Below are 23,913 nucleotides of genomic sequence, written 5' to 3'. Positions count from 1 at the left end.
CGGCCTACTCCTCGCGACTCACTCTGGCGGCGGGTACGACCACGGTGCCGGTCGCCGTGACCGCCACGATCGGCGGGTCGAGGACCTCGGCGGCGGACGCGGACCGGTCCGGGCGGCCCCGGCACACCACCGCGCAGCTCAACTCCAGGGTCCGGCTGCGGCTGCCCACCCGCGACACCTGGGCGGTCACCTCCACCACGTCACCGGCGCGGATCGGCGCGGTGAACCGCACGTCGGAGTAGCCGGCGAACAGGCCCTCGTCGCCGTCGGTGCGGATGCACACCTCAGTGGCGACGTCGCCGAACAACGCCAGGGCGTACGCCCCGTCGACGAGGTTGCCGGCGTAGTGGGCGTGCGAGTACGGCACGTACCGCCGGTGCGTCACCGTCAACCCGAGCCTGGTGTCGGTCATGCGTTCGCCTTCCGCTGCGTGATCAGGGCGTGCACGAGGTAGCTGGCCACCTCGCCGGGCGTGGTCCCGCGACCGAAGATGCGGTCCACGCCCAACTCGTCGGTCATCGACTCGTCGAACCGGGGACCGCCGACGATCAACAGGGGCCGGCGGCCCGCCGGCATCGCCTCCCGGAACGCCGCGGACATCTCCCGCGTGTTGTGCAGGTGCGCGTCACGTTGGGTGACGACCTGCGACACGAGCACCGCGTCGGCCTTCTCCACCCGGGCTGCCTCCACCAGCTCCGGCACGCTCACCTGCGCGCCCAGGTTGGTGACCTTCAACTCCCGGTAGTACTCCAGGCCCTTCTCCCCCGCGATGCCCTTGACGTTGAGGATCGCGTCGATGCCCACGGTGTGCGCGTCGGTGCCGATGCACGCCCCGACCACCGACAGCTTGCGCCGCAGCCGCTGCTTGACCACCGTGTTGACCTCCTTGGCCGACAGCAGCGCGAAGTCCCGCTCCACCACCTGCACCGCGCCCACGTCGATGAGGTGGTTGACCCGCCCGTACACGACGAAGAACGTGAACCCGTCACCCATTGGCTTGGCGTGCACCACCATCGCCGGGTCGATGCCCATCTTGTTGGCCAACTGCACCGCCGCGCCCTCGGCCCGCTTGTCGTGCGCCACGGGCAGGGTGAACGACACCTGCACCATCCCGTCGCCGGTGGTGTCCCCGTACGGCCGCACGATCTGCGTACTCACGCCCCTGCCTCCAGGATGTCGGTGGCCGGGTTGCAGTAGTCGGCCTCGTGCGCGGCGACCCCGGACAGGCCCTTGCCGCGGTCCGCGGGCCGCTTCATGATCCCGAAGGTGCCCTGCGCGATGGCCGTGAGCAGCGTCTGCTCCCCGATGCGCTCCAACAGGTCCAGGGCCTCGCCGAGGACCTGGTTGGCGCGGCGGCGGATGAACCCGCCCGGCGCGGGCACGAAGTCCTCGTGCAGCCCACCGGCCGCGCCGAGGACGTAGCGCACGTTCTGCAGCGCGATGTCGCGGTCCGACAGCCACGGCGTCACCACGGCCTCGGTCATCATCCCCACCAGCAGGATGCCCTGCCCGGTCAGCGCTCCGGCCAGGTTGAAGAACCCGTCGAGCAGGTTGCCCCGGAACACGTCACCGGTCATGTGTTTCGTCGGCGGCATCCACTTCAACGGCGCGTCGGGGAACAACTCCCGCGCCAGCAGGGCGTGCGCCAACTCCAGGCGGAACGACTCCGGCACCTCCGGGTTGATCTCGAACGCGTGCCCCAGGCCCAGCTGCCAGTCCGCCAGACCCGCCTCGTGCGCGAAGAACTCGTTGAGCAGCTGCGACACCGTCACCGTGTGCGCCTCGTCGACCGCGTCGGCGGTGGTCAGGTAGTTGTCCTCACCGGTGTTGATGATGATCCCCGCGCGGGCGTGGACCTGCCGGGAGAACCGCTGGTCGACGAACGTGCGCACCGGGTTGATGTCGCGGAACAGGATCCCGTACATCGAGTCGTTGAGCATCATGTCGAGACGTTCCAACCCGGCCAGGGTCGCCATCTCCGGCATGCACAGCCCGGACGCGTAGTTGGTCAACCGCACGTAGCGGCCCAACTCCTTCGACGACTCGTCGAGGGCCGCCCGCATCAGCCGGAAGTTCTCCTGCGTGGCGTACGTCCCGGCGAAGCCCTCACGTGTCGCGCCCTCGGGCACGTAGTCCAGCAGCGACTGCCCGGTCGAGCGGATCACCGCGATGACGTCCGCGCCGGCCCGCGCCGCGGCCTGCGCCTGCGGAATGTCCTCGTAGATGTCCCCCGTCGCCACGATCAGGTAGATCCACGGCCGCTGCACCGGGTCACCGTGCCGCTTGACGAGCCGGTCCCGCTCCGCGCGCCGCCTGTCGATGCGCCGGATACCCGCGCCGACCGCCCTGCGCGCCGCCGACCGGGCCGCCGTCGCCGACCGACCGCCGGGCAGCGCGAACCGCACCGACCCGGCGGCGGCCTTCTGCGCCAGCAACGTCACATCCGTGATCCCCTCGCGGGCGAGGGCGTCGAACACCGGCACCGCCACCCCGTGCCCCAACCCCACGTCCGCGACGACCGCGTCCACGAGCCGGTTCACCCACGGAATGCCATCCGGGTCGGCGCCGCTCACCCCGGCCAACCGCAGCACCGCCCGCTCCACCGACACCGTCGTGTGGCTGCGGGCCAGGTCGACCACCGGCTGCCCGGCGCGACGCGCCAACTCCCGCGCCCGCGCCACCAACACCGGATCAAGGTCAAGTTTCCCGGTCACGCCGTCGCCCCCGCCACATCATTGAAACGCTCGCTCACGGCGACCCTTCCTCGTAGATGACCTCACCGCGCAGCACCAGCCGCCGGCACACCGGCAGCGGCGTCGGGTCGTCCGGACCCCGCGCCTCCGGGTCCTCGGCCAGCAGCACCGGCAGGCCCCGCTCCACCCCTGCGGGCGTCGACCACACCGCGAACGTCGCCGGGGCGCCCAGGGCCAGGACACCCTCGACGTCCAGGTGCACCGCCCGCCACCCACCCCGGGTGTGCGCCGCGAACGCCGAACGCACCCCCATGCGCTGCGCCGGGTTGTGGTGCGACGCCGCCGCCCGCACCGACCCCCACGGGTCCAGGGGCGTCACCGGCGAATCCGACCCGAACGCCAACGCCACACCCACCGAGTGCATCGCGCCCATCGGATTCGACTCCAACGAGCGGTCCAACCCCAGCCGCGCCTCGTACATCCGGCCCGCGCCGCCCCACAACCTGTCGAACGCCGGCTGCATGCTCGCCACGATCCCGTACTCCACGAACCGCGCGATCATCCGCTTGTTGATGATCTCCGCGTGTTCGATGCGGTGCCGCGCCGCGCGCAGCCGCTCCACACCCAGCGTCGACGCCGCCGCCGCGAACCCGTCCAGGACCGTGCCGATCGCCGCGTCCCCGATCGCGTGGAACCCGCCCTGCAGGCCGTGCGCCGCACAGTCCACCAGGTGATCACGCACCTGCTCCGCGCTGAGGTACCCGTGCCCGCAGTCGTCACCGTCGCCGTACGGCTGCGACACGTGCGCCGTACGCGACCCCAACGCCCCGTCGGCGAACAGGTCACCACCGGCGCCCACCGCGCCCAACTCCCGGGCACGGGCGGCGCCACCCAGCTCACCCCAGTACCCGTACACCTCCGGCAGGCCCGCCCCGGAGATGCCCAGCAGGCCGGTGAAGTCCTCCTCGTCGGAGATCTCCGGACCGCCGCACTCGTGCACCGCCGCGATACCCAACGACGCCGCGTGCGCCAGGGCCACCCGCTGCGCGGCGACCCGCTGCGCCCGCGTCACCGACCCCTGCGCCGCCGCCCGCACCACGTGGTGCGCGTCGCGCCGCAACCAACCCGACGCGTCGTACCCGGCCGCCTGCTCCGCCTGCGGACACGCCGCCAGCAACGCCGACGACACCAACGCCGAGTGGATCGACGCCTGCGACAGGTACACCCGCCGACCACCTGCCGCCCGGTCCAACGCCGCCGCGTCCGGCAACGTCGCATCCGCCCAACCCGACTCGTCCCAGCCGTGCCCCAGCACCACCGCGTCCGCCGGCAACCCCGCCGCGAACCCGGCCACCGCATCGAGCAACTGACCCGCCGAGCGCACCCCGGACAACTCCAGCCCGGACAACGCCAACCCGGTGTCGGTGGCGTGTACGTGCGCGTCGACGAACGCCGGCGTCACCAGCGCCCCGCCCAGGTCCACCACCCGGTCAGCCGGCGGCGCGTCACCGTCGGTCCCCAACCAGGCAATCCGCCCACCGGACACCAGCAGCGCGGTGGCGCTCGGGTCGGCGGGGCAGTGCAGCACGCCGCCGCGGTACAACGTCGAGGGGTTCGTCATGACCTCAGTCTGCCGCGATCCGCGCCGCGAACAGCCGACGCACCCCCGGCTCGGCCCGCAGCAGCCCCAACGCCAACTCCGCGTGCCCCGGCACGTACCCGTTGCCCACGAGCATCGTCACGTCCGCCGCCAACCCCTCCGCGCCCAACGCCGCCGCGGAGAAGCTCGTCGCCATCGAAAAGAAGATCACCGTGCCGCCGTCCGCGGTGGCCAGCACCGCCCCGTGCTCGCACCCCGGCACGTCCACGCACACCACTGTCACGTCCGCCGGCGCGCCGAGCGCCGTGGTCACCGCCGTCGACAACCCCACCGGGTCGCGCGCGTCGGCCAACGCCACCACCGACGCCAGCCCGGCGGCCGTCAGCGCGTCGCGCTCCGCCGCCACCGGAACCACCCCGACGGTACGGGCGGCGCCAGCGCGTCGCGCCGCCGCCAGGGACAGCGACCCGCTCTTGCCGGCCCCACCGATCACCGCGACCCGCACCGGCGTCGGATCACCCACACGCCCGCGCTCCGCGACGTAGCGCGACACCACCCGGGCGGTCAGCGCGGGTGCCCCGCACACGTCCAGCACGGCGAGGGACAACTGCGGGTCCTCGTCGTCGGGCAGCACCGCGGCGATGGACCGCGCGAACAGGATCGCCCACCCGTCGCACGGCACCTGCTCGCTGCGCCCGTCCCAGCGGGCCAGCCCATCGGTGATCACCAGCGGCGTCAACGTCAACGACACGAGCGTGGCGACCCGCTCCCCGGCCTTGAGCCCCAGCGGAGACCGCCGACCGGCCTCCTCCACAGTGCCGATCAACATCCCACCGGAGCCGGTCACCGGGTTCTGCATCTTCCCCCGCGTGGAGATGATCTCCAGCACCTCGGCGCGCACGGCATCCCCGTCGCCGCCGTGCTTCTCCGACAACTGCCGGAAACTCGCCGCGTCCAGGTTCAGCCGCTGCAACCGGATCCGCACCTCGTTCGGCGCGATCGCGGCGGACGCGTCCAGCCGCCACGCCGCCTGCGGCAGCACCCCCGCCGGTTGCACGACGCGGTGCAGTCCCACCGGTGACGTCACGCCGACCTCCCCTGTCCAGCCGCCCGAAGCCCCGGCCAGGGCTCGCGTAACGGGAAAACTTACGGCAGACTAGTTTCTGTACCGAATATTTTCCAGTAGCCTTCGGGCTTCGATCCACCGCACCACCGAGGAGGGGCCGTGACCCACACCATCCCGCACCCCAGTCACGCCCCGGTCGCCGCACCGACCGCCGGGCAGCCCTACGAATACCACCGCCGCCCCCTGGTCGAACCGGACTGGACCCGCTTCCCCGGCTGGCGCCACGTCACCCGCGACCAGTGGGAATCCGCCCAGTGGCAACGCGTCAACTGCGTCAAGAACGTCAAGCAGCTCCGCGCCGTCTTCGGCGACCTCATCGACGACACCTTCTACGCCGACCTCGAGGCCGACCAGTCGGCCCTGGCCACCATGTCCATGCTGGTGCCGCCACAAATGATCAACACGATGGTGCCGTTCGCGCCGCTGACCACCGAGGCGCTGCTCGCCGACCCCATCCGCCGCTACATGATCCCGGTCGCCTCCGACCGCCGCACCGACTGGCCCTCACACCCCTACGCCAGCCGCGACAGCCTCCACGAACACGACATGTGGGTCGCCGAAGGCCTCACCCACCGCTACCCCACCAAGGTCCTCGCCGAACTGCTCTCCACCTGCCCCCAGTACTGCGGCCACTGCACCCGCATGGACCTCGTCGGCAACTCCACCCCCGCCGTCGACAAACTCAAACTCACCCTCAAACCCGTCGACCGCTACGACGCGCACATCGCCTACCTCAAGGCCCACCCCGGCGTCCGCGACGTCGTCGTCTCCGGCGGTGACGTCGCCAACGTCCCCTGGCGCAACCTCGAGTCGTACCTCATGCGCCTGCTGGAACTGGAGACGGTCCGCGACATCCGCCTCGCCACCAAGGCCCTCATGGGCCTCCCCCAGCACTGGCTGCAACCCGACGTCGTCGAAGGCCTGGAACGCGTCGCCCGCAGCGCCGGACGACGAGGCGTCAACCTCGCCATCCACACCCACGTCAACCACGCCCAGTCACTCACCCCACTTGTCGCCAAGGCCGCCCAGACCGCCCTCGACGTCGGCGTCCGCGACGTCCGCAACCAGGGCGTCCTCATGCGCGGCGTCAACGCCACCACCCCGGAACTGCTCGACCTCTGCTTCGCGCTGCAGGGCGAAGCCGGGATCCTGCCGTACTACTTCTACATGTGCGACATGATCCCCAACGCCGAACACTGGCGCGTCCCCGTCTGGCACGCCCAGCAGCTCCAGCACGACATCATGGGCTACCTCCCCGGCTACGCCACCCCCCGCATCGTCTGCGACGTGCCCTTCGTCGGCAAACGCTGGGTGCACATGCTCACCGACTACGACCGTGAGCGCGGCATCTCCTACTGGACCAAGAACTACCGCACCTCCATCGAGTCCGCCGACCTGGAGGCGCTCAACAAGCGCTACGCCTACTACGACCCGATCGACACCCTCCCCGCCGACGGCCAGCAGTGGTGGCACGACCACCGCGACGACTGACCCACCGACGGCGGCGCCCCGGATCCCCCCGGGGTGCCGCCGTCCCCCATCACCGGCAGCCCAGGGCCCCCACGTACCCGGTCCGCACCGTCCCCGCCGCGACCTCGTCGGCGTACTCCCAGAAAACCTCCGCCCAGTCACCGGCCCGGTCCAGATCCCGCAGCACCCGCCACCCGTGGCTGCCCCGCAACGCGTCCGCGGCCCGCCGCACCGCGGCCTCGTCGCCGCTCGCCCGCGCCCGCTGCCACTCCGCGATCCACCCGCAGCCGACCCGGGACGTGACATCCACACCGAAATGGTATGAGTCACTCACGCCGATGTCCTCCAGCGCCACGACGTCGAACCCGGGCGGCAGCGGCACATCGACGAGCACCTTCGCCGCCCTCTCCCCCACCGGCATGACCATCTCCGCCGGAAGCGCGGCCAACCACGTCCGCGCGTCCACCCGGACGATGTCCGCGAGAACCCGAGCGAATTCCTTACGCGACCAGTCCCCGTCGGTCCTCATCTCCACGAACACGTCCTCGCGGGGACGCGTCAGCACCGCAAAATCACTGCCGGAATACTCGAACAGGTCACCCGGCCAGCCATCGACCCGCACCGACTTCGGCCGATTCACCTGGAGCCGATCGGCATAACGACCCGCATAACCGGACGCCGGATACCAGTTCATCTCCAACTCCCGCCCACCCCGGCGAAAACGGATCATGCCCAGCTCCTCGGTGAACCCCGACAGCTCCGTCACCCTCCAACCAGACCGGTCGATCAGCAGCCGCGGGTTCCGCTGCGCCGCCGCCATCGCCACAGGCGAAAAGACCACACCCGGGTCGACAGTGGCTATCGGCGAGACCCCTCGGTCCTCGGACTGCCCACGCACCACGATGGACACCGGCACGACGCTGACGAGGACGGCTGCCGCCGCGACGACGCCGGCGAAACCACGCACCCGCAACCGCTGCCGCGGCACCTCGACGACACGATCGAGCTTCGACTCGGACATGATCTCCTCCAGCAGGTCCTGCTTCACCCCGCCGAGTTCTCCCAGCACACCGAGCCGACCCGGGTCGGCATCCCGAACCAGCCGGTCAAACTGCTCCTCGACGCTCATCAGTCCCCCTTCCCGATGAATGCGGTCAGCACGTCGAGCACATGTCCGGGCGGCCCCGGATCGTCACCGACCAGCCCCCGCAACCTCGCCCTCGCCCGCGACAGCCGGGTCCGGACCGCGGCAGGAGTCACCCCCAGCACCGCAGCCACCTCGTGCGGCCGCAGACCCTCCCACACATTGAGCATCAGCACCTCCCGGTCCACCTCGGCCAGGCCTGCCAACGCCGCCCGAACGGCAAGCCGCTCCGGCACCTCACTCCCCGGATCGACGACCGACGCGACGATCTGCTGACGCAACCGCTCACCAAGACGCTGCCGGCGAACACCCCCACGGTGCTGGTTGGCCAACACCCGCCGGGCCACCCCGTACAGCCACAACCGCGCCTCCCCGTCGGCCGGAAGGTCCCGACGGCGCCGCCACGCCACCAAGAAGGTCTCCGCGACGACGTCCGCCGCGTCCTCCGGGTGCGCGACCCGCCGCAGCGCGTACGCCAACAACGACTCGAAGGTCTCGGCGTAGACCCGCCGGAAGCGGTCCTCGCCATGCTCTATCCCTGAGCTCACGTCCAGTCCATGTCCGGTGCGACCACAACCGTGACAGCCCGCACCGGTCAGGCGCGGATACCGGCGAGCACCAGATCGGCGACCCTACCGATCACCCGGGCGCTCGTCGCCGCCGGCAACCGCCGAAGCGACGCGATGGCCAACAGGCCGGCCCGGACGTCGTCCGCGTCGACGCCGTCGCGCAGCACCCCCGCCGCCCGGGCCCGCACCACCAGCACGTTCAACGCCTGCGCGTGCTCCCGCCGCTCCCGCTGAAACGCCGCACTCACCTCACCCGGCCCCAACAACGCCTCGTTGAGCGCCCGGTCATGGCTCTGCCGCTCGGCGAACTCGCGCACCACGCCGGACAGCGCCCGCCACGGGTCCGGGTCGTCGAGCGCGCGGCGCACCTGCACACTGCAATCCTCCACACGCTCGGCCAGGACCGTCGCCACCAACTCCGTACGCGTCGGGAAATGCCGGTACAGGGTCGCCACACCCACCCCCGCCCGTCGCGCCACCTCCCGCATGGGCACCTCGAGCCCCGCCGACGCGAACGCCTCCCGTGCCGCCGCCACCACCCGATCACGGTTGGACCGGGCATCGGCACGCCGCATCTGAGACATCTTTGGCCGGCCTCCCTCTCACTTGACCCCACAGCGGAACAGCTGCTCCATTTCCTGCCTACGGTACGACCACCACCCCGTCACCCAGGCAGAGGAGCCCCTGATGTTCGCCGTGCAGTACGACCGGTTCGGCGGTCCCGAGGTACTCCACCTCGGCACCACCGACGCGCCACGCCCCCGGGCCGGCCAGATCCGCATCCGCGTCCACGCCGCCGGCGTCTCCCCCGTCGACATCGGCCTCCGCTCCGGCCGCACCCCGATGAGCGCCCACCTGCCGCTGCCACACATCCCCGGCGTCGACGCCGCCGGCACCGTCGACGAGATCGGCGACAACGTCGACGGCGTGCGCCTCGGCGACCACGTCTTCGGCATCGTCGAGCTGTCCAGACTCGGCGGCGCGAGCGCACAGTTCGCGGTCCTGCAGCTCTGGACGCACAAGCCCACCACCATGCCGTGGACCCAGGCAGGCGCGGCCGGCACCAGCATCGAAACCGCCACCCGGGCCCTCGACCTGCTGGACCTACGGCCCGGCATGACACTCCTCGTCGACGGTGCCGCCGGCGGTGTCGGCAGCATCGCCGTCCAACTCGCCGCCGCCCGCGGCGTCCACGTCATCGGCACCGCCCGCGCCGACAACCACGACCTCCTCCGCCAGATCGGGGCGACACCCGTCACCTACGGCCCCGACCTCGCGAACCGCCTCGACGCCGTGGGAGCGACCCGGATCGACCGCGCCCTCGACGTCGCCGGCGCCGGATCCCTGACCGAACTGCTCCACCTCACCGGCGACCCGACAGCGGTGCTCACCCTGGCCGACTTCACCGCCCCCACCCACGGCGTCCGCCTCTCCATGGGGCAACTGGCCGGCGAACCCGACGGCCGCCACGGACTGCCCGCCGCAGCCGAACTGTTCACCGAGGGCCGGTTCAGGGTGCCGATCGAAGCCGCCTTCCCCCTTGCGAAGGCGGCCGACGCGCACCGGACGACCGAGCGCGGATCCCGCCGCGGCAAGATCGTCCTGACCGTCGACGACGTGCGGGAAAGCTGAACCTCAGCTCTCGGCCAGCACCTCGGACAGCGGGGCAGGCGTCAGCCCGCGCTCGCGTAGCCCGGCCAGGATGTGCGGCAACGCCTCATCCGTCATCGCCGCGTTCGCCTCGGTCACATGCATGATCACCACCGACCCCGGGCGTACGTGGTCCAGCACCGCGCGCACCAACGGCTTCCACGCCTTCGCGAACGGATCACCGCTCACCACGTCCCCGTCGACGACAGTCACGCCCAGCGGCGCCAGCGCGTCCAGCGCCGCCGCGTCGTGGCAGAGCCCCGGAAAGCGGAAGTACCGGGTCTGCCGGCCACCGTACGGCGCGATCACCTCGAACGTCTTCGCCACGTCGGCGGCCAACTCGTCGACCGGCAACCGCGGCAGGTCGTAACAGTCGGCGGTGAACGCCGCGTGTCCGTACGTGTGGTTGGCCAGCTCGAAGCGCGGGTTGCCGGCGATCCGCCGGGTCACCTCCGGATACCGCTGCACCCACTTGCCGGTCAGGAAGAACGTCGCGGGCACCTGCTCCCGCTCCAGCAGGTCCAGGATGCGCAGGTTCGCGTACGACCGCACCCGACCGGCGCGCAGGTTGGCCAGCATCCCGTCGGTCATGTCCGCGTCGAACGTCAACGCGACCCTGTCACCCGTACGCGGCCCGTGGTCGACCACCGGAGCCCTGGTCCCCACCCGCGACGCCCCGGGGACGGTCGGCGTCGGCACCACCGGCGGCGTGCGCGGGCCCGTCGACGTCGGGGCGCCCTGCGGCCTGCCGGAGACCGTCGGCGTCGCCGGCGATGCGGTGGCGTTGGCCGACGGCACTGCCGGCGAGGCGGACGAGCCGACGAACACCGGTTGCTCCGGCGGTGGCACCCGGGAGGCCGTGCACCCGGCACCGACGACGACGGCCGCCACAACCAGTACGCCACACCACAACGGGCGGAGCCGGGGTCGGATCACGCCGCGAATCATCGCAGACGCGAGGAACGCTCACTGCCCCTCGAGTCCTCCGCGCGGGGCGTACATGATGACCGCGACGCCCAGCAGGCAGAGCGCGGCGCCGGCGAGGTCCCAGCGGTCCGGCCGGAAGCCGTCCACCACCATCGCCCAGCCCAACGAGCCCGCCACGAACACCCCGCCGTACGCGGCCAGGATCCGGCCGAAGTTCGCGTCCGGCTGGAACGTGGCCACGAAGCCGTAACAGCCCAGCGCGACCACTCCGGCGGCGATCCACCACAGTCCGCGCTGCTCCCGCCACCCCTGCCAGACCAGCCAGGCGCCACCGATCTCGGCCAGGGCAGCCAGCACGAACAACACCAGGGAACGGAGCACTGTCACGCCGCGACCCTAACCGCCACAGACGGCGAATCCCCGGGCGACGGTGCGCCCGGGGACCCGCAGACCGCTCAGGTCACTTCGTGAACGAGTCCTTCGCGTTGCGGCCCGCGTCCTTCATGTTCTGACCGGCCTGCTTGGCGCGCGCGTCACCCTGCTCACTGGCGCCATCGCCACGCATCCGCTCGTTGTCGGTCATGTCACCGACCCGCTCCTTCGCGGCGCCGGCCATCTGCTCGACCTTGTTCTTTGCCTTCTCGGTGAAGCTCATCGCGCCTCCTCGGTCTGGCGGTTGTCGCCGCTCGCTTGCCCGCTCTCCCGGTGCCGAAACCGGTGGTGCCGGGCGGCGCACACCCGCTAAGGCATCCTAGGAAGATAGGTTGAGGGAGGGCGGCACTGCCGGCCCCGCCGCGATGGTTAACTGGCCGCATGGGAGAGCTCCTGCTGATCAGGCACGGCGAGACCACCTGGAGCGCCAGCCTGCGGCACACCTCGTACACCGACCTGGAGCTGACCCCCGACGGCGAGCGACAGGCCCGCACCCTCGCCGCGTTCCTGGCCGGCCGGCGGTTCGTCACCGTGCTGACCAGCCCCCGCTCCCGGGCGCTGCACACCGCGCAGCTCGCCGGGCTCGCCGTCGACGCGGTCGACGAGGATCTCAGCGAGTGGAACTACGGCGAGTACGAGGGCCGCACCACTGTCGACATCCACGACGACGATCCGCACTGGAACATCTGGACCGACGGCTGCCCCGGCGGGGAGTCACCCGCGCAGGTGGGCGACCGGCTCGACCGCGTGCTGGCCCGCGTCACCCCACTGCTCGACCGAGGCACCGTGGCGCTTGTCGGCCACGCCCACAGCCTGCGGGTGCTCGGCGCCCGCTGGATCGGGCTGCCCCCGTCCGCCGGGGGACGGCTGCGCCTGGACACCGCCACCGTCAGCGTGCTCGGTCACGAGCACGGCCGACAGGTCATCCTGCGGTGGAACCAGCCGGCTCCTCCGGCGCCCGGGACCGCGACCGACTCGGCGCCCCGGCACTGATCTTCGGCGGACGGTTCTCGTACGGCGTGGACAGCACCACAGTCGTCCGGGTGGTCACGTTCGCCGAGGTGCGGATCTCCTGGAGCACCCGCTCCAGGTCCGCCGGGCTGGCCACCCGCACCAGCAGCAGGTAGAAGTCCTCCCCCGCGACCGAGTAGCACGAGTCGATCTCCGGCAGGTGGGCCAGCCGCTCCGGCGCGTCGTCCGGCTGCGACGGGTCGAACGGCCGGATCGCCACGAACGCCGTCAACGGCAGGTCCAGCGCCTCGAACGACACCCGGGCGGCGTACCCCTTGAGCACCCCGCGTTGCTCCAGCCGGCGCACCCGCTGGTGCACGGCGGACACCGACAGCCCCACCTTCTCGGCCAGGTCGGTGTACGACAGACGGCCGTCAGCGGTCAGCGCGGCGACGATGGCGCGGTCGATCTCCTCCACGGCGTGCAACCTACCGGGAAATCGGCGCGACGGCGACGACGAAGCCGCGCTGGCCCGCCGTCTCAGCTGTTGGCGAGCGCGCGGGAGATCACCAATCGCTGGATCTGGTTGGTGCCCTCCACGATCTGGAGCACCTTCGCCTCCCGCATGTACCGCTCGACCGGGTGGTCACTGACGTAGCCCGCGCCGCCGAGCACCTGGACGGCGTCGGTGGTCACCCGCATCGCCATGTCGGTGGCGAAGAGCTTCGCCTTCGCCGCCTCGATCGAGTACGGCCGCCCGGCGTCGCGCAGCCGGGCCGCCGCGAGCGTCAACGCGCGGGCGGCGGAGATCTGGGTGGCCGCGTCGGCGAGGAGGAAGCCGAGTCCCTGGAAGTCGATGATGGACCGCCCGAACTGCTGACGCTCCCGGGCGTAGCCGACCGCGTAGTCGAGCGCGGCCTGGGCCAGCCCGACCGCACACGCCGCGATGCCCAGTCGGCCCGAGTCCAGCGCGGACATCGCGATGGTGAAGCCCGCGCCCTCGCCGCCGACCAGCCGGTCGGCAGGCACCCGCGCCTCCTCGAAGGCGATCTGCGCCACCGGCGAGGAGCGCAGTCCCATGGTCCGCTCGGCGGCCTGCGGCGCGATGCCTGCGGTGCCCGCGTCGGCGACCAGGCAGGAGATGCCCTTCGGGCCGGGCCCGCCGGTCCGGCAGAAGACGTTGTAGAAGTCGGCCACCTGGGCGTGGGTGATCCACGCCTTGGTGCCGGAGACGACGTACGCGTCGCCGTCGCGGACCGCGCGGGTGCTCAGCGCCGCCGCGTCGGAGCCGCCCTGCGGCTCGGAGAGGCAGTACGCGCCGAGCAGCTCCCCGCCGAGCATGTCCGGAAGGAGTTTGCGCTGCTCGGCGGTGCCGAACGCGGCGACCGGGTAGCAGCTCAGGGTGTGCACGCTTACCGCCTCGGCGACCGCGAGCCACCGGCTGGCCAGGATCTCCAGCACCTGCAGGTACACCTCGTACGGCTGCGCCGCGCCGCCGTGCTCCTCCGGGTAGGGCAGGCCGAGCAGGCCGGCGCGGCCGATGGTGCGCAGCACCTCGCGGGGGAACTCGGCGCGCTCCTCGAAGCCGGCGGCCTTCGGCGCCAGCTCGCGGTCGGCCAGCTCGGTGGCCAGGTCCAGCAGGTCGTGGGCCTCGTCGGTGGGGAGGATCCGGTCGACAGTCATAGCGCGATGAGCTCCGTGGGGGTGGTGTTGAGCCGCTGCACGCCGTCCGTCGTGCAGACGACGATGTCCTCGATGCGGGCGCCGTGCCGGCCCGCCAGGTAGATGCCCGGTTCGATGGAGAACGCCATGCCGGCCTCCAGGGGCCGGTCGTTGCCGGCCACCAGGTAGGGCTCCTCGTGACCGTCCAGGCCGATGCCGTGCCCGGTGCGGTGCAGGAACGCGTCGCCGTAACCGGCGGCGGCGATCGGCTCCCGGGCCGCCGCGTCGGCCGCCGCGCCGGTGATCCCGGGGCGTACCGCCGCCACCGCCGCCTGTTGGGCGGCGTGCAGCACCGCGTAGTAGTCGACGAAGTCGGCAGGCGCCGGCCCGCCCGCCACGTAGGTGCGGGTGCAGTCCGAGCGGTAGCCCGACGGCATCGTGCCGCCGATGTCGACCACCACCGGCTCGCCGACGCCGATCGGCCGGTCCGAGGTGCCGTGGTGCGGGCTGGCCCCGTTGGGGCCGGCGGCCACGATGACGAAGTCGACGCTGACGTGTCCGGCGTCGCGGATCGCCGCCGCGATGTCGGCGGCCACCTCGGCCTCGGTGCGGCCGGGCCGCAGCCACCGGTCCATCCGCCTGTGCACCTCGTCGATGGCCGCGCCGGCCTCCGCCAGTGCCGCCACCTCCGCCGGGGACTTGCGGATCCGCAGCTCGCGCAGCACCTCGCCGGCGAGCCGCTGCGCGGCGCCGGGCAGCGCCGCGCGCAGGGCGAGGACCTGTTCGGCCCACATCCGGTCGGCGAGCCCCACCGCCGCCGGCGGGCCGTCGAGGGCGGCGACGACCAGGGGGTACGGATCGACGCCGTCGGGATGGTCGACGATGCGCACGCCTGTGTTCGGCGCCGCCTCCGCGGCCGGACGTTCCAGCCTGGGCACGATGAGCGTGGGCGCACCCTCGGCGGGCAGCACCAGGCAGGTCAGCCGCTCCCCCACGTGGGCGTCGTACCCGGTCAGGTAGCGCAGGTCGGAGCCGGGCGTGAGCAGCAGCGCGTCCAGGCCGGCGGCGGCGGTGGCGCGCTGCGCGGCGATCAGCCGGTCCGGCGGGTACAGCTCATCGATTCCCACACCGTCAGCTTAACGGTCGTTTGGGCATCCCCAGAAGCCCGCATCCGACCGGGGAAGGAAATCTACAGGCGTTGATTGACGCCGACAGTTAACACTCTTTAAGATTTGGCTGCCTCGAGGCCCACCCGTTCCTGCACCCGCAATTCCCCGCCCGCGACAACCCTGCGCGGGCGGGCGTCGTCCCCCGCCCACGGGAAGGCCCCCGATGTCCTCACCCCTGCGCCGCGCCCTCGCCGCCGGCCTGCTCGCCCTGGCTTCCGCAGCCGCCACCGTCACCCTCGTCCCCACCGCCGCGCAGGCGGTGGTGCTGCCGAACAACTTCAAGAGCGTCGGCTACATGCCCTCGTGGGCTGGCAACGTCAACACCATCCAGTACAACAAGCTCACCCACATCAACTACGCCTTCGTACTGCCCAACAACGACGGCAGCCTGCGCGCGGTGGAGAACCCGAGCAAGCTCTCCTCGCTGGTCTCCCAGGCACACGCCAACAACGTCAGGGTCTCGATCGCCGTCGGCGGCTGGAACGACGGCAACGACTCGGCCTTCGAGGCCCTCGCGGCCAACTCCGGCAGCCGGAGCGCCTTCGTCAACAACCTGGTCAACTTCGTCAACCAGTACAACCTCGACGGCGTCGACATCGACTGGGAGTACCCGGACCCGGGCGCCTCGGCGAACAACTACAGCCAGCTCATGACGCAGCTCGGCAGCGCCATGCACAGCCGCGGCAAGCTGCTCACCGCGGCCGTCGTCTCCGAGGGCTACTACCTCGACGGCGTGCCGACGGCCGTGTTCGGCCAGGTCGACTGGCTCAACATCATGGCGTACGACGGCGGCAGCCCGCACTCCAACTACGACTGGTCGATCAACAGCATCAACCTGTGGAAGTCCCGCGGCCTGCCGGCCAGCAAGGCAGTCCTCGGCATCCCGTTCTACAGCCGCCCCGGCTACTACACGTACTCGGCGCTCGTCGCCCTGGACCCGGCCAACGCCAACCGGGACTGCACCACCGCCGGCGGCGCGCAGCAGTGCTACAACGGCGTCCCGACCGTCAAGCGCAAGACGCAGTGGGCGCTTGACAACGCCGGCGGCGTCATGAACTGGGAGCTGTCGCAGGACACCACCGGCTCCACCTCGCTCGTCAGCGCCATGTACGACACCATCATGGGCGGCACCACCCCGCCGCCGTCCGGTCGTACCGGCCAGATCACCGGCCTCGGCGGCAAGTGCATCGATGTGGCGTCGGCGAGCACCGCCAACGGCGCCGCCATCCAGCTCTGGGGCTGCAACGGCACCAACGCGCAGACCTGGACCGTCGCCAGCGACGGCACGCTGCGCGCCCTCGGCAAGTGCGCCGACATCGCCAGCGGCTCCACCGCCAACGGCGCCAAGGTGCAGCTGTACGACTGCAACGGCAGCGGCGCCCAGGTCTGGCAGGCACAGTCCAACGGCACGCTGCGCAACCCGCAGTCCAACAAGTGCCTGGACGTCACCGACAACAGCTCCGCCGACGGCGCCCGGCTCCAGATCTGGGACTGCTTCGCCGGCGCCAACCAGCGCTGGACCCTCCCCGCCTGAACCTGACCTCGACCGCCAGAGCCATGCAGATCTTGGACAGTTTCCGTCAGCCGATGACGGAAACTGTCCAAGATCTGCGGCGGCGAACCGCCGCCGCCGGGCGGCCGGGCGTACCGCTGATCGTCGGGGGGCTGTGCCAGGCTGTCGGGCGTGGCACACCGATCCCCGATCCTGCTGATCGACGCACCCAGCCTCTACTTCCGGGCCTACTTCGGCATCCCCGAGTCCGCCGCGCGGGCCGAGGACGGCACGCCCGTCAACGCGGTGCGCGGCTTCCTCGACATGCTCGCCACGCTCATCCGCGGTCGCGGCGCCGACCGGATGGTGTGCGCACTGGACTACGACTGGCGGCCGGCGTGGCGCGTCGACCTGCTGCCGTCGTACAAGGCGCACCGGGTGGCCCCGCAGGGGGGCGAGGTCGTGCCCGACACGCTCTCCCCGCAGGTGCCGATGATCCTGGAGGTCCTCGACGCCGTCGGCATCTCCGCCGTCGGCGCGACCGGCTACGAGGCCGACGACGTGCTCGGCACGCTCTCGGTGACCCAGCCCGGCCCGGTCGAGGTGGTCTCCGGCGACCGAGACCTGTTCCAGCTCATCGACGACACCCGCGACGTGCGGCTGCTCTACGTCGGGCGCGGCGTGGCCAAGCTCGACGACTGCGACGACGCTGCGGTGCGCGCCCGCTACGGCGTGCCGGCCGACCGGTACGCCGACTTCGCCGCCCTGCGCGGCGACCCCAGCGACGGCCTGCCCGGGGTGCCGGGGGTCGGCGAGAAGACCGCCGCGCGGCTCATCGAGCGGTACGGCAGCATCGACGGCATCCTTGCCGCGCTTGACGACTCCGACTCGTCCTTCGCACCGGGGCTGCGCACCAAGCTGGCAGGTGCCCGCGACTACCTGGCCGTCGCGCCGACAGTCGTCCGGGTCGCCCTGGATGTGGCCCTGCCGGAGCTACCCACCGCGCTGCCGACCGCCCCCGCCGACCCGGAGCGGCTGCTCGAACTGGCCGGCCGGTGGAACCTGGCCGGCTCCGCCCGTCGCCTCGTCGACGCCCTGGCCGCCCGCGCCGACGCCTGACCGCCGACCCGGGACGCGCACGCGCGGGCCGCACGCGCGGTGCTTAGGCGTGGGCCGCACGCGCGGGCCGCAGGCGTGGGGCGCACGCGTGGGGTGCACGCGCGGTGCGCAGGCGTGGGGTGCACGCGCGGCCGCAGGCGCGGGGCGCGGCGCACACGCGAGACGCGCGGCCGACAGCGCTTTGGGCGCGGCGACCGCGCGGCCAGGCGGCGCGCACGTTGGGCGCGACCTCAGGCGCGCAGGGTGGCCGCGAGGTCCCCGACCGCGCCCATCGCGTACCGCTGCATGCCCGGGCCGAACGTGATGCGGGTGGCGCCGTGCCGGGCCAGCTCGGCCACGGACTCCGGACTCGGGCCGGCGGCCATGTTGAGGGGGCCGGTGATGCCTTCGCGCAGGGTCGGGAGGACCTCGGTGGGCACCCGGATCGGGTACACGCAGTCGGCGCCCGCCGCGACGTACCGCTTCGCCCGGGCGATGGCGTCGGCCGGGTCGCCCGAGCCGAACAGGAAGGTGTCGACGCGCGCGTTGATGACAAGCGCGTCACCCGCCGCCGCTCGCACCTCGGCCAGCCAGTCCGCGTGCCGCTGCGGGTCCTTGAGCGTGGCCTGTCCCTCGGAGTCCTCCAGGTTGCAGCCGACGACGCCCGCCTCCAGCAGCCGCTCGACCAGCTCGCTGGGCGCGAGCCCGTAGCCGCCCTCCACGTCGGCGGACACCGGCACGGAGACGGCCCGCACGATGCGCGCCACCGCGGCGAACATCTCGGCGGGCGGGGTGGCGCCGTCCTGGTAGCCGAGGGAGGCGGCGACACCGGCGCTCGGGGTGGCGAGCGCCGGGAAGCCCGCGTCGGCGAAGACCCGGGCGCTGCCCGCGTCCCAGGGCCCGGGCAGGACGAGCGGATCACCGGCAGCGCGGTCGTGGTGCAGGGCGCGGAAGGAGGACGCTGTCATCGTTCGGATCTCCCCGTGGGACGTTGTGGGCCGGACAGGCTACTCATCATGGACCGTACCGTCGTCGCACTCCCTGTGCGTCGGACCGGAACCGCCCCCGAAAGCGCAACAAAGGGTTGCGCGAGGCGCCGGGGTGCCATAGCCTGACGCAACCAAAGGTTGCGAAAGGGTGGTACGCATGGAGTACGGAGTCATCGAACGTGACATCGACGTGGACGCCTCACCCGAGGTGGTCTTCGAGGTGATCAGCCAGCCCGAGCACGTGCGGGAGTGGTGGCCCGACGACGCCCGGTTCGAACCGGTCGAGGGCGCCCCCGGCGAGCTGGTGTGGCGCGACGCGCAGACCGGCGAGACGACGACAGTCGACCTCGCCGTCGTGGACGTCGACCCGCCGAAGCGGTTCTCGTTCCGGTGGTGCTTCACCGAGCCCGACCGTGGCGGGCAGTCGCTGTTCGTCACGTTCGACCTGGTCCCGATCGCAGCGGGGACCCGCATCCGCATGACGGAGACCGGTTTCCGCGAGATGGGCTGGGAGGTCGCCGTCCTGGAGAAGCAGTACCAGGACCACGTCAGCGGGTGGAACCACTACATCCCCACCCTGGGCGCGTACGTCGCGAAGCTGGTCGCCGCGTCATGACCACGGCAGTCGACGACGCCCTGTGGTCGGCGATCGGCGACCCGATCCGGCGCAGCATGATCGACCTGCTGCTCGCCGGTGGGCCCGGCACCGCCACGTCGCTGAGCGAGCGGCTGCCCGTCACCCGCCAGGCCGTCTCGAAGCACCTTGCCGTCCTGGACCGGGTCGGCCTGATCCACTCCGCGCCGGCCGGTCGTGAGCGTCACTACCGGGTCGACGAGGCGCAGCTCGCCCGCGCGGTAGCCCAACTGACCGCCGTCGGCGACGCCTGGGACGCCCGACTCCGCCGGATCAAGCGGATCGCCGAGACGATCGAACGCCACCGCACCGACAATCAGGGAGAATGAGATGGTCGACATCCTGCACCGGGTCGGCGTGGTCGCCCCGCTCGACGACGTCTACCGCGCGGTGGCCACCCCGGAGGGCCTCGCCGGTTGGTGGACTACCGACACCGTCGGCAAGAGCGCGGTCGGCGAGCAGGTGGCCTTCCGGTTCGGCGCCGCCGGTGGCTTCGACATGGAGGTCCTGACGCTGGACCCCTCCGGCCACATCCGCTGGCGGGTCGTCGAGGGCCCCGAGGAATGGGTCGGCACCGAGGTCGACTGGCGCCTCGACCAGCGGGGCGATTACACAGTCGTCCTGTTCACCCACGAGGGCTGGCGCGAGCCGGGCGAGTTCATGCACCACTGCAGCACCAAGTGGGCGACGTTCCTGATGAGCCTCAAGGAGCTGGTGGAGACCGGGCGCGGCAGGCCGGCGCCGGACGACGTCGCGATCAGCGACTGGCACTGAGCCCGGCGCTACTTCACCTTTCGGGTGGACCGCACGACGATGTCCTCGTACTCCGGGTGTTTGACCAGCCACTCGGCGAGGAACGGGCAGATCGGCACCACTGTGCGTCCCCTGGCCCGCGCGTCGTCCATGACGGCGCGGGCCAGGGTCGACCCGACACCGCGACCCTCGTACGCGGGATCGACCTCGGTGTGGGTGTAGGCGATGATGGCGCCGGTCAGCTGGTAGGTGACGACCCCGGCGACCGCGCCCGTCTCGTCGCGCGCCTCGAACCGCTCCCGCGTCGGCGCTTCTGTCACTGTGAACTGCACCGGACCATCCAAGCACAGCGCCCGTGGCAGCCACCCGCGGTCGGCACCGTACGGGGGCGGGCCCGCTCCGCGCCGGGCGGAGCGGGCCGGCACGGGGACGTCAGAGGCGTCGGCGGCCGTACGCGGCGGCGGTGACGGCCACGCCGATCGCGGCGAACACGACCTGCAGGAGCAGTTCGATCCAGTCGATGCCGCCGGTCTCGTCGACGCCGAGCCCACCGGCCACGAGGGTGCCGAGGATCGCGGCGAGCACGCCGATCGCCAGGGTGAGCACGATCGAGATGTTCTGCTTGCCGGGCACCACGAGCCTGCCGAGGGCGCCGATGACCAGGCCGATGATGATCGCGGTGAAGAAGCCCTGGATTTCCACGGGGGCCGTCCCTTCGAAGGTGTTGTCGTCAGCGACGCTCTTCTGCCCCGGACGGGGCACCGCCGAAACCAGCCGGTCCGGGGAGGGAACGCGCGCTGGTCCCGGTCGGGATCGACCGGGACCAGCGGTGTGCCGACAGTCAGGAGGCGGCGATGCCCTCCATGCCGATGCCGTCGGTGAACTTCGGCAGGCCCTCGACTGTGGTGACGAGGCTCAGGGAGCCGTCGTCGTGCACCTCGTAGCCCTGCACGTTGCCGGCGGTGGCGTTCTGGACGTACAGGAAGCCGTCGCTTGTGGTCATGTCGATCGACCCGCCACCGGTGTCGGCGGCCACCTCCTTGACGATTTGGAGTTTGCCGTCGTCGTCGACCCGGTAGGAGCTGATGGTGGAGCTACCGGCGTTCGCGACGAAGAAGTAGTCGCCCACGCGCTGGATCCAGCAGGGCGCCTGCTGACCGTTGGGCACCGACGGCCCGACCTGGTCGAGCGCGCCGTCGTCCTCCAGCTCGAACCGGCTCACCGCGTTCGCACCCGACTCGGTGACCAGCAGCGAGTCCCTGGTGTCGAACGTGAAGCCGAACGGCGTGTTCCCCGCGTCGCTGACGACGGGGTTACGGGCCAGCTCGCCGTGGCGACCGATCTCGTAGCTGAACATGACGTTGGCCATCTTCGTCGACACCAGGACGAACTCGCTGTCCGGGTCGATCTTGACCTGGGCCGGGGCCGTCCCGAACGCGGGCGGGTTGCCGTTGTGCAGGCCGAGCGACCGGTTGGCGTCCTCGATCCGCGACAGGCGTCCCTTGTGCAGCTCGAAGCCCTGCACCGAGCCCTCGCCGGCGGCGTTGAGGACGTAGACGAGGTCACCGCGGGCCGCGATGCTGACCGGCAGCAGACCGCCGGACCAGATGACCTGGAGCTTGTGCAGCCGGGTGCCGTCGACGCGGAAGACGGTCACCGTGTTGCTGCCGGCGTTGACGGCGAAGAGCAGCCCCTTGTGGTAGACCAGGGAGCCCTGCGAGGCCAGCGCGTCCAGCGGCGCGCCGATGGTGAAGCCGCCCAGCCCGCCGGTCTCGTACTCACCCGCCTTGGTGAGGCGGCCGTCCTCGTCACGGTCGTACACCTTGATGGTGTTGCCCTCGGCCTTGTTGGTCTGGACGAAGACCGCGCCCTCGCTGTCGTGGTGGTTTCCACCTCCCCCGCGCTCTTCGTGGTTGCCCGCTGGGCCGCCGCCGTCGGCGAAGGCAGCTCCGGGGAGCGTTCCGGCACTTGTCAGACCCACCAGGAGGGCCGCCGCTAGCGCTACGCTGCGCTTCATTACTGACTCCTTAGCCGCATTGTGGAAGAAATACGAGGTTTCCTCTCATTGGCAAGCTATCGAAGGATGACGCCGTTTAGATGGCGTTTACCCGTAAGTGACACTGGCGGGCGCAACGGCGGATTCGTGGTAGTGCGGCACCTGCCGGCCGTGGACGCACCCATCGGCCCTCGCGACCCCGGTGACCAGGCGTTGTCGGTGCGGTAACGGGAATCGCAGGGGCGTCAGCAGCTCTGGGAGGAGACGCCATGACGAACCCGTCGCCCCACGGGTCGGACCCTGCCCGTTCGCCGGATCCGCCGCCCTCGGCGACGGGCGGCGGCGTCGCCGTCGTGGAGCTGTTCACCTCGCAGGGCTGCAACAGCTGCCCTCCGGCCGAGGAGCTGCTGACCGAGATCGACCACGACGCCCGGACGCGGGGCGAGCCGGTCTTCGCCCTCGGCTTCCACGTCGACTACTGGGACGACCTGGGCTGGCCCGACCAGTTCGCGGACGCGTCGCACACGGCGCGGCAGGAGGCGTACGCGCGGAGGTTCGGCACCGGAGGGCTCTACACGCCGCAGATGATCGTCAACGGCACCCTGGAGTTCGTCGGCTCGGACAGGCGTCGGGCGGCGAGCGCCATCGCGTCGGCCCTGACCTCGGCCGTCACCGCGCCCCTCACGCTTTCCGTGTCGGAGGTCGCGGACGGCGGACAGGGGGTGGCGCTGGACTTTCGCGTGCGGCGGCCGCCGCAGCGCGCCGTGGTGAACGTGGCTGTCGTGCAGCGCGGCCTGGACAGCGCGATCGCCCGCGGCGAGAACGCCGGCCGGACGCTGCGGCAGGACAACGTGGTGCGCGCCTTCGCGTCGGTGCCCCTGGACGCCGAGCAGGGCCGGGTGGAGCTGACCACTCCGCCGGATCTCGACCCCCGCCGAGCGACGGTGATCGGCTACGTCCAGCGCGAGGGCGACCGGGCGGTCCTCGGCGCGACGGCCGTCGACCTGTCCGTCGCGGCGGGCTGACGCCACGTCGGGCGGCCCGCCCGACGGCTGTCGGTCCCGGTGCGTAACCTCGGCACATGCTTACGGCACGCGCGGTGCGGGGTTTCGGTGGCTGACGCCGACGACGTACGCCGCCTGGCCCTGGCCCTGCCCCACACTGTCGAGATCGAGAGCGACGGCTTCGACTTCCGGGTGGCCGACAAGGGTTTCGTCTGGTCCTATCCCGAGCGCAGTCCGGGCAGGTCGCGGGTGATCCGGCGCGACATCGCGGTGCTGTTCGTCGGTGACGAGGCGGAGAAGCAGGCCCTCCTGCTCGGCGAACCCGAGGTCTTCTTCACGACCTCCGGGTACGAGGGGCTCCCGCTGGTGTTGCTGCGCCTGGCGGCAGTCGACGTCGACCGCCTGAGCGAACTCGTGACCGACGCGTGGCGGATGCGTGCGCCGGACGCGCTGCACGCCGAGCTGGACGGGATCGGCGCGGTGGAGGGCTAGCCGCCGCGCGGCGGGCGATCAGTTTGCGACATCAGCACGCAACCGGACCGACACATTGACGG

General features: G+C 71.7%; 28 protein-coding genes. 10 read left to right on the top strand and 18 right to left on the bottom strand.

Going from position 1 to position 23,913, the window contains the following annotated elements; translation table 11 throughout:
- Positions 1–4 precede the first annotated feature (4 nt).
- The 5 genes from OOJ91_RS03285 to OOJ91_RS03265 are packed head-to-tail and all read right to left on the bottom strand — an operon-like array spanning position 5 to position 5,368.
- A complete protein-coding gene (locus OOJ91_RS03285) occupies positions 5–412 on the bottom strand; it encodes a hotdog domain-containing protein (protein WP_266242198.1) in 408 nt (135 codons plus the stop codon).
- The gene (locus tag OOJ91_RS03280; RefSeq protein WP_266242196.1) at positions 409–1,158 is read right to left on the bottom strand and encodes an OAM dimerization domain-containing protein; all 750 of its coding nucleotides are present in this window, start codon (positions 1,156–1,158) and stop codon (positions 409–411) included. Before OOJ91_RS03280 ends, OOJ91_RS03285 begins: the two co-directional genes overlap by 4 nt.
- Positions 1,155–2,714, bottom strand: coding sequence for a lysine 5,6-aminomutase subunit alpha (locus OOJ91_RS03275; protein WP_266242194.1), 1,560 nt, complete (start codon positions 2,712–2,714; stop codon positions 1,155–1,157). The genes OOJ91_RS03280 and OOJ91_RS03275 overlap by 4 nt, the downstream gene beginning before the upstream one ends.
- 34 nt (positions 2,715–2,748) lie before the next feature.
- A complete protein-coding gene (locus tag OOJ91_RS03270) occupies positions 2,749–4,314 on the bottom strand; it encodes an amidohydrolase (RefSeq protein WP_266242192.1) in 1,566 nt (521 codons plus the stop codon).
- Between the two features lie 4 nt (positions 4,315–4,318).
- On the bottom strand, positions 4,319–5,368 hold the full coding sequence (locus OOJ91_RS03265; RefSeq protein WP_266245243.1) for a zinc-binding alcohol dehydrogenase: 1,050 nt from the start codon (positions 5,366–5,368) through the stop codon (positions 4,319–4,321).
- Between the two features lie 150 nt (positions 5,369–5,518).
- Here OOJ91_RS03265 and OOJ91_RS03260 point away from each other — a divergent pair, with 150 nt between their 5' ends.
- Positions 5,519–6,910 carry a KamA family radical SAM protein gene (locus OOJ91_RS03260; protein WP_266242190.1) on the top strand — a complete coding sequence of 464 codons (1,392 nt, stop codon included), beginning with the start codon at positions 5,519–5,521 and terminating at the stop codon, positions 6,908–6,910.
- 49 nt (positions 6,911–6,959) lie between these two features.
- Here OOJ91_RS03260 and OOJ91_RS03255 read toward each other — a convergent pair whose 3' ends face one another.
- From OOJ91_RS03255 to OOJ91_RS03245, 3 genes are read right to left on the bottom strand one after another with little or no spacing between them, the layout of a single operon-like run.
- Positions 6,960–8,018 carry a hypothetical protein gene (locus OOJ91_RS03255; protein WP_266242188.1) on the bottom strand — a complete coding sequence of 353 codons (1,059 nt, stop codon included), beginning with the start codon at positions 8,016–8,018 and terminating at the stop codon, positions 6,960–6,962.
- Entirely contained in the window at positions 8,018–8,581 is a 564-nt protein-coding gene (locus OOJ91_RS03250; protein ID WP_266242186.1) for an RNA polymerase sigma factor, read from the bottom strand. The genes OOJ91_RS03255 and OOJ91_RS03250 overlap by 1 nt, the downstream gene beginning before the upstream one ends.
- 47 nt (positions 8,582–8,628) lie before the next feature.
- On the bottom strand, positions 8,629–9,177 hold the full coding sequence (locus OOJ91_RS03245; protein ID WP_266242184.1) for a TetR/AcrR family transcriptional regulator: 549 nt from the start codon (positions 9,175–9,177) through the stop codon (positions 8,629–8,631).
- 112 nt (positions 9,178–9,289) lie between these two features.
- Between OOJ91_RS03245 and OOJ91_RS03240 the strand changes: the two genes are divergently transcribed.
- Positions 9,290–10,234: an NADP-dependent oxidoreductase gene (locus OOJ91_RS03240; protein ID WP_266242182.1), complete on the top strand. Its 945-nt coding sequence runs from the start codon at positions 9,290–9,292 to the stop codon at positions 10,232–10,234.
- A 3-nt stretch (positions 10,235–10,237) separates the two neighbouring features.
- On the opposite strand, the gene OOJ91_RS03235 is transcribed toward OOJ91_RS03240, so the two are convergent.
- From OOJ91_RS03235 to OOJ91_RS03225, 3 genes are all read right to left on the bottom strand, one after another.
- The gene (locus OOJ91_RS03235; RefSeq protein WP_266242180.1) at positions 10,238–11,188 is read right to left on the bottom strand and encodes a polysaccharide deacetylase family protein; all 951 of its coding nucleotides are present in this window, start codon (positions 11,186–11,188) and stop codon (positions 10,238–10,240) included.
- Positions 11,189–11,218: 30 nt separating this feature from the next.
- The gene (locus OOJ91_RS03230) at positions 11,219–11,566 is read right to left on the bottom strand and encodes a YnfA family protein (protein ID WP_266242178.1); all 348 of its coding nucleotides are present in this window, start codon (positions 11,564–11,566) and stop codon (positions 11,219–11,221) included.
- Positions 11,567–11,639: 73 nt separating this feature from the next.
- The gene (locus tag OOJ91_RS03225) at positions 11,640–11,834 is read right to left on the bottom strand and encodes a CsbD family protein (protein WP_266242176.1); all 195 of its coding nucleotides are present in this window, start codon (positions 11,832–11,834) and stop codon (positions 11,640–11,642) included.
- A 158-nt stretch (positions 11,835–11,992) separates the two neighbouring features.
- Between OOJ91_RS03225 and OOJ91_RS03220 the strand changes: the two genes are divergently transcribed.
- Positions 11,993–12,604: a histidine phosphatase family protein gene (locus OOJ91_RS03220; RefSeq protein WP_266242174.1), complete on the top strand. Its 612-nt coding sequence runs from the start codon at positions 11,993–11,995 to the stop codon at positions 12,602–12,604.
- Here the strand turns inward: OOJ91_RS03220 and OOJ91_RS03215 are convergent.
- The 3 genes from OOJ91_RS03215 to OOJ91_RS03205 all read right to left on the bottom strand — a co-directional run bounded on the left by OOJ91_RS03215 (position 12,534) and on the right by OOJ91_RS03205 (position 15,351).
- Positions 12,534–13,040 (bottom strand): Lrp/AsnC family transcriptional regulator, encoded by a 507-nt coding sequence (locus OOJ91_RS03215; RefSeq protein WP_007460055.1) that lies wholly within the window; start codon positions 13,038–13,040, stop codon positions 12,534–12,536. The two genes, OOJ91_RS03220 and OOJ91_RS03215, sit on opposite strands and share 71 nt — an antisense overlap.
- 62 nt (positions 13,041–13,102) lie before the next feature.
- Positions 13,103–14,245 carry an acyl-CoA dehydrogenase family protein gene (locus tag OOJ91_RS03210; RefSeq protein WP_266242171.1) on the bottom strand — a complete coding sequence of 381 codons (1,143 nt, stop codon included), beginning with the start codon at positions 14,243–14,245 and terminating at the stop codon, positions 13,103–13,105.
- The gene (locus tag OOJ91_RS03205; RefSeq protein ID WP_266242169.1) at positions 14,242–15,351 is read right to left on the bottom strand and encodes a M24 family metallopeptidase; all 1,110 of its coding nucleotides are present in this window, start codon (positions 15,349–15,351) and stop codon (positions 14,242–14,244) included. The genes OOJ91_RS03210 and OOJ91_RS03205 overlap by 4 nt, the downstream gene beginning before the upstream one ends.
- A gap of 205 nt (positions 15,352–15,556) precedes the next feature.
- On the opposite strand from OOJ91_RS03205, the gene OOJ91_RS03200 reads away from it, so the two are divergent.
- Positions 15,557–16,927 carry a glycosyl hydrolase family 18 protein gene (locus OOJ91_RS03200; protein WP_266242167.1) on the top strand — a complete coding sequence of 457 codons (1,371 nt, stop codon included), beginning with the start codon at positions 15,557–15,559 and terminating at the stop codon, positions 16,925–16,927.
- A 150-nt stretch (positions 16,928–17,077) separates the two neighbouring features.
- On the top strand, positions 17,078–18,004 hold the full coding sequence (locus tag OOJ91_RS03195; RefSeq protein WP_266242165.1) for a 5'-3' exonuclease: 927 nt from the start codon (positions 17,078–17,080) through the stop codon (positions 18,002–18,004).
- Between the two features lie 230 nt (positions 18,005–18,234).
- Here OOJ91_RS03195 and OOJ91_RS03190 read toward each other — a convergent pair whose 3' ends face one another.
- The gene (locus tag OOJ91_RS03190; RefSeq protein WP_266242163.1) at positions 18,235–18,951 is read right to left on the bottom strand and encodes an isocitrate lyase/PEP mutase family protein; all 717 of its coding nucleotides are present in this window, start codon (positions 18,949–18,951) and stop codon (positions 18,235–18,237) included.
- A gap of 178 nt (positions 18,952–19,129) precedes the next feature.
- On the opposite strand from OOJ91_RS03190, the gene OOJ91_RS03185 reads away from it, so the two are divergent.
- The 3 genes from OOJ91_RS03185 to OOJ91_RS03175 are packed head-to-tail and all read left to right on the top strand — an operon-like array spanning position 19,130 to position 20,380.
- The gene (locus OOJ91_RS03185) at positions 19,130–19,588 is read left to right on the top strand and encodes an SRPBCC domain-containing protein (RefSeq protein WP_266242161.1); all 459 of its coding nucleotides are present in this window, start codon (positions 19,130–19,132) and stop codon (positions 19,586–19,588) included.
- Positions 19,585–19,935: an ArsR/SmtB family transcription factor gene (locus OOJ91_RS03180; protein WP_266242159.1), complete on the top strand. Its 351-nt coding sequence runs from the start codon at positions 19,585–19,587 to the stop codon at positions 19,933–19,935. The genes OOJ91_RS03185 and OOJ91_RS03180 overlap by 4 nt, the downstream gene beginning before the upstream one ends.
- 1 nt (position 19,936) lies before the next feature.
- Complete coding sequence (locus OOJ91_RS03175) at positions 19,937–20,380, top strand: SRPBCC family protein (protein WP_266242157.1); 444 nt, start codon at positions 19,937–19,939, stop codon at positions 20,378–20,380.
- Between the two features lie 8 nt (positions 20,381–20,388).
- On the opposite strand, the gene OOJ91_RS03170 is transcribed toward OOJ91_RS03175, so the two are convergent.
- The 3 genes from OOJ91_RS03170 to OOJ91_RS03160 form a co-directional block, all read right to left on the bottom strand.
- Positions 20,389–20,691 carry a GNAT family N-acetyltransferase gene (locus OOJ91_RS03170; protein ID WP_266242155.1) on the bottom strand — a complete coding sequence of 101 codons (303 nt, stop codon included), beginning with the start codon at positions 20,689–20,691 and terminating at the stop codon, positions 20,389–20,391.
- Positions 20,692–20,791: 100 nt separating this feature from the next.
- Positions 20,792–21,061, bottom strand: coding sequence for a GlsB/YeaQ/YmgE family stress response membrane protein (locus OOJ91_RS03165; RefSeq protein WP_266242153.1), 270 nt, complete (start codon positions 21,059–21,061; stop codon positions 20,792–20,794).
- 139 nt (positions 21,062–21,200) lie between these two features.
- Positions 21,201–22,376: a lactonase family protein gene (locus OOJ91_RS03160; protein WP_266242151.1), complete on the bottom strand. Its 1,176-nt coding sequence runs from the start codon at positions 22,374–22,376 to the stop codon at positions 21,201–21,203.
- Between the two features lie 248 nt (positions 22,377–22,624).
- Here OOJ91_RS03160 and OOJ91_RS03155 point away from each other — a divergent pair, with 248 nt between their 5' ends.
- Both OOJ91_RS03155 and OOJ91_RS03150 read left to right on the top strand, forming a co-directional pair.
- Complete coding sequence (locus OOJ91_RS03155; RefSeq protein ID WP_266242149.1) at positions 22,625–23,380, top strand: DUF1223 domain-containing protein; 756 nt, start codon at positions 22,625–22,627, stop codon at positions 23,378–23,380.
- Between the two features lie 87 nt (positions 23,381–23,467).
- A complete protein-coding gene (locus OOJ91_RS03150) occupies positions 23,468–23,851 on the top strand; it encodes an MmcQ/YjbR family DNA-binding protein (protein WP_266242147.1) in 384 nt (127 codons plus the stop codon).
- Positions 23,852–23,913 lie beyond the last annotated feature (62 nt).

The organism is Micromonospora lupini, from assembly GCF_026342015.1.
Classification (GTDB): domain Bacteria; phylum Actinomycetota; class Actinomycetes; order Mycobacteriales; family Micromonosporaceae; genus Micromonospora; species Micromonospora lupini_B.
Note: the sequence above shows the minus strand (reverse complement) of the source record. Positions and strands in the feature narration are given on the sequence as shown.